Origin of the sequence: Tuberibacillus calidus DSM 17572 (assembly GCF_000430685.1) — a bacterium.
GTDB classification, from domain to species: domain Bacteria; phylum Bacillota; class Bacilli; order Bacillales; family Sporolactobacillaceae; genus Tuberibacillus; species Tuberibacillus calidus.
Map to the genome: position 1 here is coordinate 1 of NZ_AUMM01000069.1, position 12,297 is coordinate 12,297.

Annotated in this window: 8 protein-coding genes and 1 pseudogene; 8 read left to right on the forward strand and 1 reads right to left on the reverse strand. The window is 34.0% G+C overall.

All coding sequences use genetic code 11. The features are described from left to right. The 6 genes from H532_RS18940 to H532_RS0113365 all read left to right on the forward strand — a co-directional run. The coding region (locus H532_RS18940; RefSeq protein WP_038112517.1) for a UPF0236 family transposase-like protein at positions 1 to 374 on the forward strand (374 nt) is incomplete at its 5' end. Positions 375 to 769: 395 nt separating this feature from the next. Next, entirely contained in the window at positions 770 to 3,157 is a 2,388-nt protein-coding gene (drmE, locus tag H532_RS0113345) for a DISARM system-associated protein DrmE (protein WP_245566477.1), read from the forward strand. 10 nt (positions 3,158 to 3,167) lie between these two features. Further along, the gene (gene drmA / locus H532_RS0113350) at positions 3,168 to 6,491 is read left to right on the forward strand and encodes a DISARM system helicase DrmA (protein WP_027725892.1); all 3,324 of its coding nucleotides are present in this window, start codon (positions 3,168 to 3,170) and stop codon (positions 6,489 to 6,491) included. Continuing rightward, positions 6,488 to 8,227, forward strand: coding sequence for a DrmB family protein (gene drmB / locus H532_RS0113355; protein WP_027725893.1), 1,740 nt, complete (start codon positions 6,488 to 6,490; stop codon positions 8,225 to 8,227). Before drmA ends, drmB begins: the two co-directional genes overlap by 4 nt. Before the next feature lies 1 nt (position 8,228). Next, entirely contained in the window at positions 8,229 to 8,927 is a 699-nt protein-coding gene (locus tag H532_RS0113360) for a phospholipase D-like domain-containing protein (RefSeq protein ID WP_027725894.1), read from the forward strand. 21 nt (positions 8,928 to 8,948) lie between these two features. After that, entirely contained in the window at positions 8,949 to 10,280 is a 1,332-nt protein-coding gene (locus H532_RS0113365) for a DNA cytosine methyltransferase (protein ID WP_027725895.1), read from the forward strand. A 364-nt stretch (positions 10,281 to 10,644) separates the two neighbouring features. On the opposite strand, the pseudogene H532_RS19995 reads toward H532_RS0113365, so the two are convergent. Further along, a pseudogene (locus H532_RS19995) lies at positions 10,645 to 10,851 on the reverse strand (transposase); the annotation flags it as partial. Positions 10,852 to 10,998: 147 nt separating this feature from the next. Here H532_RS19995 and H532_RS20725 point away from each other — a divergent pair. Both H532_RS20725 and H532_RS20730 read left to right on the forward strand, forming a co-directional pair. Continuing rightward, positions 10,999 to 11,538: a transposase gene (locus H532_RS20725; RefSeq protein ID WP_051263343.1), complete on the forward strand. Its 540-nt coding sequence runs from the start codon at positions 10,999 to 11,001 to the stop codon at positions 11,536 to 11,538. Positions 11,539 to 11,756: 218 nt separating this feature from the next. Then, on the forward strand, positions 11,757 to 12,297 hold a 541-nt coding region (locus H532_RS20730), incomplete at its 3' end, for a Mu transposase domain-containing protein (RefSeq protein WP_425426291.1).

Consider the following 12,297-nt stretch of genomic DNA (forward strand, 5'->3'; position numbering starts at 1 on the left):
TGAAGGAGAAAGGAATCGATACCAGTCAAATGTATACCATGGGGGCCTCCGAAGGAGTCATGAGCCAATTTGCCGACCGCCTAAAACAAGGCCGCAGTTGGAGCCAAGCAGGTGTCCAAGCAATGACCAAAATGATCATCGCCCTTAAAGATCAACTAACCGTAAAGACGCTGGTTGGACTTTGGGAAACAGCTCAGGAACAACAAGCTTCAGACCGTATACAACGATCGTTGCATAAAAGATATAAAAAACAAGCTGTACATTTGACACGGGATAATATCGCCTATCTAAAGCAATCATCAGGCACACCCATTGAGGTGAAAATCTGTTATAATAATCATAGTTTCTTTGGGGGACGTCTCCTGTATATCTGATGGCGCGGATATACATTATGGGAGGCGTCTTTTCCTTTCTACCTAATTATAAATGTCAGAGTGTTTTGAACCATATATGGACATTATAATCGTTTAATTCGGGACAGGCAATACCATCAACTTTCGGTCATTATGGGTTATCAAAAACAATCGGGGCTTATTTAAATTTTGCCATGACAAAGGAAATGTTTCCAAAATTAGTTTAGCAGTTACAAATGTAAATGATTTTAGTTTTGATACGACATAATTCGACAATATTTTTTGTCGATATTGACTATAATAGGACTGAAATCGTAGTAATATTGTATTAATGGACAGGGGATATTTTCTCAAAAAAGTAAAGTTGAAAGCGGGAGGGAATTTCTATTCTACAGACACCAACTATAAAGAATATGATGGAAGAATTGTTGGTTTTTAATGGAAGTGATATAAAAATTAGTATGTTTGAAAAAAAGATTTTATCAGCATTGGAGGGTATCATTTTAAATAAGCTTAATGTTTCAGTTTGCTATCCTAATCAACACTTTTTTCCGTTTTTAGTACTACATACTGTTTTGAAAGACTCTATAGAAAATTATAAGTATAGGGAGGATTTTACCAAAAGAATTTCTGTTCTTGTGATAACTAATAAAAAAAAATTTTTAAACTATCTAGAGAATACTGGTTTTATATACTCACATTTAAAATATAAATTTTTTGAAAAACATAAATTCTTTCGGGATAGGGGTGTTTTTTGCGATTTAAATGACAGCTACTATGCTCAATGCAACTGGAATCATATTCTCAATGATTACTATAACGGAAAAATTCCCGAGATTATACCGCTTGATTTTATTTTGCCTATTGCCATAGGATATTTTAATTTTAGACAGCTGAACAGAGGAATAAGAAATAAAATAGGAAGAAAAGATAATAAGCAACGTCCTGTTTTTTATATTACCGACAATATCAATATATTTAACAATATGGAGTTCAAAGCAGACTATATTTTTATTGATTATACATACACAAGGAAATTTCTTAACTTCGTTCCAAATGGGGTTTTATATTATTTCGATACCCCTATCGATGATCGCCTTATTTATTTGTTAAATAAAGTGCAACTTTGGAATTTTGACACAAAGTTATTATCTTACTTACCAAAAGGAACTATAGAAGAAAAAATAGCTATGAATAACAAAGAATATTCAATTCAGGATTTGGTAAAAGCAAGAGATGTAAGCAATGTTCATATTATATACGTAAAATCAGAATTTGAAAATGAGATAGCTAAGGGATTAGGTCTGCTTAATCAATTATCGAAGAAAAAATTTGATGCGTATGACTTAAAAATCATTACTTCTCTTTTATATATTGCAATAAGAATGCCAATAAGTGCAACAGAATACGATCTTATTGCAGAGTTAGAAATAGGTTATGATTCGATTAATGAATTGTTGAACGAGTTAAGAGAAAGTGATAATCGTTATGAAGATGAGGACTTTGAGAAAATTTTAATCTTAATTGAAGATATTTTTTATAAAAAAGGGTTAGATAAAACATCTCCTAAGTTTGTGGAAATGGCAAATTTACTTATTAGTGAGATTAATCAAGGTAAGAGGGTCGGGATAGTTGTTTCTAATAAAATATTTTCTTTAGCACTCAAAGAGCAATTATCATTAACACTACAATGTTCGATAGATGATTTAAAATCGAAAGGGGTATATTTTTACAATAAAAACGGAATATTAGAAGAGATAGAGGAAGTAGATTGTGATTGTTTAATCATGTATTCCGCTATCAATTTAGAGGACTTACGAATATTAGAGTTATGTAATTATAAAAAAGCGATGCTTTATTTATATAAGATCGAAATGTTATCGTTAGAAAATAAGCTAAAAAAATTAGAGAATACTGACAATCATAGTATAGAGTTAATTGACTCTCGTACTAAACCACTAACTTCAATGTATCGTTATTTTTATAATCGAATTAAACATTTTATACCAAGAGATGATACAAGCAGAGATTTTGTCGATATTATTAGTGAGATTAATCAGGAAAATGGAAAATCTACTTCTATTCGTAAAAAGCGAATGTACAAAGGAAAAAATGCGGTAAAGGCAAGATTAATAGAATTTACCGATGAAAGCTATATGTTTATAAATGGGGAGTTTAGGGCAAAGGTATTGAACCGTCGGGCAAAAAAATATGAAATGAAGAAATATTCGGATTTAAAGAACGGAGATGAACTGTTATTTATTGATAATGATGTTAGGCGAGAGTTATTTGAAGTGTTTATCGACTACATGGACCAAAGCGAAAAAAGCATAAAATGTTATCATCTGATACAAAAATGGCGTCAATTATATGAAGAGAAATTTTATAATAGCCGTCTTACTGATGAACAACTGTATAAGAGAATGAAAAATAACCGATGGGATAAAATAACAAAAACTATATTAAAGAACTGGAGAAGTGGGTATAGCTACGGACCTAGAGATTTTGAGGATATCATTTGTCTAGGACAGGTGTTGTCAATTGATGAATTTATTAATAATGCACAGTTATATTACAGTGCTATGCAACATGTCAGAAATGAACGAAGAAATGCGGCACGCATCTTAAACAAATACATTTTTGCTAGTAAAGCGGGTCGTGAAAAAATTTTATCGGAATTAGAAGTCTATAATTTATCCATTGATCAGTTAGATGAAGCTGTTAAAGTGAAGAGGATTAAAAATATTCAAGAAAAAGTCTACTATATAAAACCAAGCGAATTAGGGATTTTATTTGAAGATTAGGAGGATAGGAATGGAATCTAGTAAATATAGGGAATTACGTGAAATGATAGTAAAAGCCTTAAAAAGAGATTTAATAGGCCCAGACCATAACGAACAAGATATCTTGAACGAACCTCCAACACAGGCTTATTTAACAGGTGTTCTACACCCTTTGGATAAAGAAGAGGTAGAAGAAGACTGGGAGGAGCTTTCGGATTCGGCAGTAAACGAGGAAGAAATCAATAAAAATGATAACTCTATCGCAGATGAAGTGGTTGAAAGAAATATTCAAGGCCGTTCTAAGAAGCTAAAAAAACAATCTACCATGGGAATTAGATTTTATACTAAACGAGAAGAGGCAGACTTTAACGTGTTAATACGCTGGGGTAAGTATAAGAAAAAAGAAGATATTAATCAAGACGGGCAGAAGAAAGTATTATACGTTCGGGATACAAAAGTGAAAGAAATCCACTTTAATTATTCTATGTTAGAAAACGGAAAAAAAGAATTTCTAGTTGCGGAACATCTTAACCTCGTTATTATTTGTAGAAATATTAAGAACACAAACAACCTTCTTTTCAGTGTTTTTTTGAGAAACACAAGTACAAATAAAGGAGATGCGTTTTTCCAAGTAGAACTTGAAATATTTAACAGCGAAGGTAAAGCAATTTTTATTGCAGAGAATATCGCACGCCCTCATTTATCAAAACAACCATTTGAAGAGTTCATTTACAGGAATAAACCGACTTTCGCTAAAGGCTTTGGATGTGCTGCGAGTTGGGAAGCAGAAAATGAGAAGCGGGCATATAGATTGAAGACGGAATTTATTCCTACACATGAGGTAAATAAAATTAAAACGGAATTACCGTATAGCCCGAAATATGGAGATATTCCAGAAAACTTCCTTTCCATTAAATATTTTTCTGAGGAAAAAAATCGACAAGAAGTAATTGCTCGATTAAACAATCTAGCAGATCGTTATGAAGAATGGATAAATAGTTTATCGTCGCATGAAATCGCAGAGCAAGATCAAGCTAAACAGAAGATAGGCGATTGCATGTTTGCATTACGTAGAATTCGCAATGGAATCCAACTTTTAAATGATCAAAAGGTTTTTGATGCATTTGTTTTCATGAACAAAGTAATGCATGTTCAAAGCGCGATGAAGCCTTTTTCAAAAAATAAAACAAGTCTAGAAGAAGAAATCCGAAAAGAGCATTTTAATTGGAGACCTTTCCAAATAGCCTTTATTCTCCTTAATTTAGAGGGAATTGTGAACCCTCAATCAAACGATCGGAAAATTGTTGATTTATTATGGTTTCCTACAGGTGGAGGAAAAACAGAAGCATATTTAGGATTAGCAGCGTTTCTTTTAGGATATAGACGGCTAAGTGCGACAATGGAACAACATTTTGAAAAAGATGGTGGAGTTACTATCTTTATTAGATATACTCTTCGCTTATTAACGACTCAACAGCGAGACCGCTTACTTCGAATGATTTGCGCTTGTGAATATATTCGTCAAACCGATCCAAAGAAACGATTTGGTAAAAGTGAATATTCAGTAGGATTTTGGGTTGGAGGACAAGTAACAGTTAACGAGTTAAAAGAACTAACAGTTTCTAACTATAAAAGTGAGGAAAATGTTAAATCAGACTATAAAAAGCTAGAGAGACAAATTATTAGTTGTCCATGTTGTGGTTCAAATGATTTAGTGTATAAAATGTTACCTAATGAAGACATAAACACTAAAAAAGAAGGATTTAGAATTTTTTGTAGTAATGATCGATGCCATTTCTCACAGACTCACATTCCTGTTTATCTAATTGATGAGGAAATTTATAGAAGACTACCAACTGTAGTGATTTCAACAGTTGATAAATTTGCTAGATTACCTTGGGATGAAAGGACAGCTGCTTTATTTGGCAAAGTAGACCGTTATTGCGAGCGTTGCGGTTATATAGTAAAAGGGGAAGAACATCCTGGTTTACACCGAAAACCAAAGGCTGATGTGTATCCAGTAAAACCTTTCCATCCACCAGAATTAATTATTCAAGACGAGCTTCACTTAATTACAGGACCATTAGGTTCGATATATGGTGGCTATGAAACGGCAATTGAGGAGTTATGTAGTTACTCTTTAGAAAATGGCGAGAAAATAAAACCAAAGTATGTTGTCGCTACTGCAACCATTCAAAATGCTGCTGAACAAATTAAACGTCTATACGCTAGAAAAGAAATGAAACAATTTCCACCGTCAGGTTTAGAAGCAGAAGATTCTTTTTTTGCAAAAGAAATTCCTATAGAAGAAGAACCATTTAGATTGTATAGTGGGATATGTGTTTCTGGTCATTCCATGAAGACAGTTTTAGTACGTGTGTATGCTGTTCTTCTTCAATTTACAGAAAACTTAAAAGATAACCCTGAATACTCAAGATTTCTTGATCCTTATCGTACATTGATTGGTTATTTCAATAGTATACGAGAACTTGGTGGCGCTGTTCGGTTATTGGACGACGATATAAAGAAAAGATTACAAATTATTACAAATAAATATAAATTTCCGTCTCAACGTTATGTAAAAAAATATAGAGAATTAACATCACGTATTCCTTCATATAAAATTCCTGAAGTTTTGGGAGAATTAGAAAGAGAAATGGGAAACGAAGAGCTTGACGTTGTCCTTGCAACCAATATGATTTCAGTTGGTATGGACGTTGATCGACTCGGCTTAATGGTAGTAACAGGTCAAACAAAGCAAACATCGGAATATATTCAAGCATCTAGCCGGGTAGGAAGAAAATTTCCTGGACTAGTGATCACGGTTAATAATCCATATCGCCCGCGAGATATGTCTCATTACCAAAACTTTAAAGGATATCATAGTCGTCTATATTATCATGTTGAAGGAACTACCGCTACTCCTTATGCGTCACGAGCAAGAGACCGGTTTTTACATGCGATAACAGTTGCCTTACTTCGGTTAAACAATCCAGAACTAGCAACAAATAAGAGTGCAAAAAACATAAAATACATGGATCTTTCAAATATAAGAAAGATAATCGAGGAAAGAACTTTAATTGTAGAGAAAAAAAATGTAGATGATACTTTGAGCGAATTAAATCAGTTTTTGGATAGCTGGATTAAAGATAGTGAGCTTCAAACAGATCTTGAATACTATTTTTTCGCTTCAAATAAACAAGTGATGAGAAATGCTAGAAATAAAAATCGTTTGCTTAGAAGGTATTGGGAAAAAGAATTAAGAAAGACTGAAAAACCAACACTAGATTCCATGAGAGAAATTGAAACAACAAGCGGTTTAAAGCTTTATGAGAGGGAATGGTGTTTAAAATGAAAAATAAAGTTGGCGAAATCCGACCAGGGCAATTAATTACCACTTTTGGCCCTGGTGCCATTATAGACTCAGTGAATGATTCTTTGATGATTTTAGATATTCGATATTGGGATAAAGCAAAAGATATTATTTATGATAAAAATCTTGCGGACTTTTTAGGTAAACATTATTTTAAGAAAGTACCTGCAACAGGTGAAAAGGCCGATCTACCTGTAATCCCATTTCCTTTTTACCATGAGTGTAGCAACACTAAATGTAGACGACTTTTTGATATAAGAGACAATTTCAATATTAGGGAGTATTTAGAGAAAGGACCTCGATGTCCTTCCTGCAACTGGAGAGCACATCCTGCAAGATTTGTCATTTCATGCGAGGATAATCATTTGGAAGATTTTCCGTGGAAATGGTGGGCGCATGGAAAAGAACATAAAGAATGTAATGGAAGATTAACCTTATCAAGTGGTGGAGATTCATCAGGATTAGAATCGTTAAGCGTAAAATGCGAGTGTATGGAGAGCGGGAAATCTCTACGAGGTGCTTTAGATCCTAAATCATTTAAAGGGTATAAATGTAAAGGGGCACATCCACATAAACTTGAATTTAATGGCGAGTGTGGTAAAGATGTTATACCGCTTCAACGTGGAGCATCTAATGTTTATTTTGCAGCGATTAGAAGTGCGATATCATTTTCTGGTGATTCTCACATTAAAGAGTTACTTATTAAACATCAGAATGCATTGATTCAATGGGAACAGAAAAGAGGCGAAAATGGATTAAAAGATTATTATGAGGTAAATTTTGAGGGAAAAGTTTTTAAGGATTTTAATCATTTTTACAATGAATGGATAAGGTTCAAGGGAAATAAGAGTGGAGAAAAACTGAATTATAAGCAGATCAAAGAATTTGAATACGAAAAGTTTACGGATTTTAAAGATAAAATTAAAATTCCAAAAGAGAATCCAGAATTTGAGGCGGAAGCACAGCCTGTTCCGATAGAGTTACAACGTTATTTTAGTAAGATCATTAAAGTGCATCGGTTAAAAGAAATTATGGTTTTGCTTGGCTTTATGCGTAATGAAAGCCCTGAACCAGAAGTAGAAAATCCAAAGGAAATTGTATGGTTAGAATCTGGAACTGAAGAAAAATGGTTGCCTGCAGTTGAAACGTTCGGAGAAGGAATATTTATCGAATTTAATCGTGAAACAGTTAATAGTTGGTTGCAGTCTGTAGAAGATAAGTCAAAAAAATTTAGTGTACTATATGATAGATGGCTAAAAAAGAAGGGATGGACAAAGTTAGAAGATCGTAACGCATTATATGTGATGATGCATACACTATCTCATCTTCTCATAAAGCAGTTATCTTTAAAATCTGGTTATTCATCTGTAGCGATTAAAGAGAGAATATATTGTAGTGAAACAATGGCTGGAATTTTACTATACACGGGGAGTGCAGACCAAGAAGGAACTTTAGGTGGGTTAGTTGAAATGGGAAGTATTGATAAGTTTAGAGAAATCTTAGATGAAGCGTTAGAAGAAGCAATGTTTTGCACAAATGACCCCGTTTGTTCCACTTTAGAGGTAGATGAAGAAAATGACTTAAATGGTTCAGCATGCTTCGCATGTTCGATGATTTCAGAAACTTCTTGTGAAGTCGGTAATCGTTTATTAGACAGATCTTTAGTTGTACCACTTCAAGATAGTGTGATTATCCCTTACTTTGATGGGTTGATATGAAATGTTCCATGAAAAATTATTATTTAAATTGAATGTGTTATACCAAAAGTTACAAGAAGATATTTTGCCTAATATCAGCAGCTCTAAAGATTGTGAATTAGATTCTAATATTCTGCGATATAAGCGCATATTTCATGAATTGTTTCCAAATTTGAGCATTGATGAGATAAGGAAACTGCTGTTGCTTTTAAAGTTGGTTAGTGATAGAAGTAAAGAAAATTTACACAGAGTAGAGATTGTATCATCTGGAATGTCAAACATGAATCTGCCAGTACGTGAAACTATCGGTGTTATTAAGCAACTTTTGTTTGAAGCATCGCATTATATTTTTATGACGGGATACGCTATATCCTCCTATTTTCATCATTTAGCTGATTTATTAAGGTATAAGGGTGCACAAGGAGTAACAATTGAAATATTTATAGAGAACAATCACAACGAAAACTTAAAGCATTTGTTAGACCATTTAAATATTGAAAACTTAAAGGTTTATAAATATAATAATCCAAGTCGTCATTCTGCTTTGCATGCAAAAACAATCGTAGTAGATTACAGAGTGGCTTTCATAACGTCAGCTAACTTATCTTATAATGGCATGATTAATAATATCGAAATTGGAGCTTTAATTGAAGGAAAACAGGTTGAAAATATAATAAAAATCTTTGAAGAACTGAAGAATCGAGGTTTTTTGAAACTATAAACTAGTTAAAAGGAGATCAATATGATAGTAATTGATCTTTTTACAGGGGCAGGTGGGTTAAGTGAAGGATTTCATGAGGAAGGCTATAAAATTGTGGCCCAAATTGAGAAAGAAAAATGGGCATGCGAAACTTTAAAAACCCGACTGATATATCATTTTTTAAACAAAAACAATGATTTAGAACTTTATTTTGAATTTTTAAGAAAATCTTTTAATTACAAGACTTTAGATCAAGATCGAATGATAATTTTTAAGAAATACCCTGAACTAAAAGAAAAAATTGATTATGAAATTTTAAATCGAAAATTTGGAAATCCTGCAAATGATCGTGAAGCGACTTCTTCATCTGATATCATTAAAGAGATATACGCATCTTTAAAGTATAATAATGCAACAAGTGTCGATTTAATTATTGGGGGACCACCATGTCAAGTATATTCAGTTATTGGAAGAAGTCGTCTAAAAGAAGCTGCTAATAGAGATTCGAGAAATTACTTGTTTTATTATTATTTAAATATTGTAAAGGAATTCGAACCTAAGGCTTTTGTGTTTGAGAATGTCCCTGGTATTTTAACAGCTAAAGATAGACTGATATTTTCGGTTATTCAAGAAGAATTTGATAACATCGGGTATACAATACTATCTGGTAATGATCATGAACATAAGAACAATATTATTGATTTTTCTGACTATGGAGTTTTTCAAAGAAGAAAAAGGGTAGTATTATTTGGCTTCAAAAAAGAACTCAATTATACCTACCCCGATTTTTCTCGCTTCACAGAATACTGGAATGAAGAAAAAAATACAAGGAATATTATTGGTGATTTACCTTCGCTATCTCCTGGAGAGGGAGAAGATTTAAAGTTAATAGAGTATCCATTCCAAAACAATAGTGAACTTTCTGAGTATCAGAAAAAAATGCGAGAAAATAGTATGGGGATTATGAATCATAAAGCACGAGCTGTTCGAGATCATGATCGAATGATTTATAGGATAGCTATAGAATACTCTAATCAAGGTATTCAATTAAAATATAACGAATTACCTAATGATTTAAAAACCCATCAAAATGAGGAATCGTTTTTAGACCGATTTAAAGTGCATAATTGGAATGAGATCCCTCATACTATTGTAGCTCATATTGCTAAAGATGGACATTATAATATTCATCCGGATATTAAGCAAGCACGATCGTTGACTGTACGTGAAGTTGCAAGAATTCAAAGTTTTCCCGATAATTACAAATTTGAGGGACCTAGAACAGCACAATTTTTACAAGTAGGGAATGCTGTTCCTCCTATTATGTCAAGGGTAATTGCTAAAGCAGTTAAACATATACTAACGTCACCGTAAAAAGCTATTAGAATATTAAATTTTTCCCATGGTGTAAGTTGAACTCTATTGTGCAACTAACACTAGGACAACAGGTGTCTAAGCTAGTAAATGCCGTTTCAAAACCATCGATGCTGTTTATACGGATCGATGTGATATGAATTGATCTACAAGTACAGAAAAAGTTGTTTCGACGTATCTTAAATGTTTGAAATAAATATGGCGAGAGGTTATTATCTCTCGCTTATTTTTTGGTTGTTCACTACATCCCCGTGTTCGACAGTTTGAGGGGTAAAATTCAAATTATTGGTTCTACGTCAAATGTTGGGGTAGGAGCTAAACCTCCTACTCCATAAACAACTGGAATATTGTTTAATTTAAACAGATGGTGATGGTGTAATAAAACACGTAACCGTAAACGATCATAACGTTTAAATCCAAAGGCATTTCGTTTAATCACCTTTGTTTGATTGTTGAGTCCTTCAAGGAATCCGTTGTTATAGCCAAAGGCAAAGCTGTTTAAAATTTCGACTTCCCAGTTTTTAAAGGTTTTTATTACCTGAATAAACTCGTTTATCCCCGATTTTAAGACTGTTTATGGCATCATAAAAATGTAGGTTATGGCATTCCTTTTATGTAGGTCTTCCCTGGTGGATGACAAAAAAAAGCCACTTGCAGACATCCCATCATTTAATGACACTTCCTGTTGGATTAGTTAGACAGGAGGTAGTATGAGGAGATGTTACAAGTGACCGATATACAGTATATCAGACAAGAAGTGAATATAAAAGGGTGCAGTTATGCTGATGTCGCAAGAAGAACAAATAAAGATTACCGAACGGTAAAAAAATACGCCGACATGGAGGAATTTCAACCAAAAGAAAAAATAAAAAAATCACAACCGGCTCCAGTCATGGATCCCGTCAAAGATATCGTGGATCAATGGCTTAAGGAGGACATGAAGAAGAAAAAGAAATACCGTCGAACGGCCAAACGTATTTGGCAGCTGTTAGTCGAAAAAGAAAATTTCAAAGGCTCTGATCGTACCGTTCGGGCTTATGTCTCTAAGCGTAGGAAGGAACTGCTGGATGATAGTGAAGAGGCTGCCCTTCCACTCGACTCGAAGCCAGGAGACGCTCAAGTCGATTTTGGGGAAGCTCCATTTAAATATATGGGCAAGGTTATGGATCTTCCGTATTTGGTCATGTCGTTCCCATATAGGCCGCTTATGTACAAGTCTTTGAATCACAAAACCAGGATTGTTTTCTGGAAGGATTAAAGCGTTTCTTTCATCACATTGGAGGTGTCCCTCGCCGAATACGTTTTGATCATTTAGCACCGGCTGTAAAGAAAATCCTTCCGCATGGGGAACGCGTTTTAACTGAGGGATTTCAACCATTTGCCCTTCATTATGGATTTACCTATGAATTTTGTAACCCGGCTTCAGGAAACGAAAAGGGCCATGTCGAATCGAAAGTAAAATATTTTAGGAATAACTTGTTCCTGCCGGAACGCACCATTTATAATCCGGATGATTTTAATCAACAGCTATGGAAGGAATGTGAAGCCGATCACCAACGCCTGCATGACGAGAAAAAGATTGAGATTGCCAGATTACATGAAGAGGATAAACAAGCCCTACTGTGCCTTCCGGCAAAGGAATATGCTGGTATCCGATATGAAACTTTAAAAGCCGATAAATATGGCTATGTACAAATCGATGCCAAGAAGTATTCGACATCGCCTCGATATGCCAATCAAGAGGTATTGGTTGGGATCACTTATAATCAGGTTGACATTTTAGCCGACAACGGTGAAATCATTGTTCAACATGAAAGACTATATGGGGAAAAGACGAAATCAATGAAGTGGCAGCCGTATTTGTCTTTAATGGCTAAAAGGCCAACGGCCTTGAAATACAGCACGTTTTATGAGCAACTTCCGGAAAACTGGCAAGAATACCTGGAAGCTTGCACAGTGGAAGAAAAGAAAAAGGCGTTACAACTGCTCTCTATTATTCTGAAAGACTATGACTTTA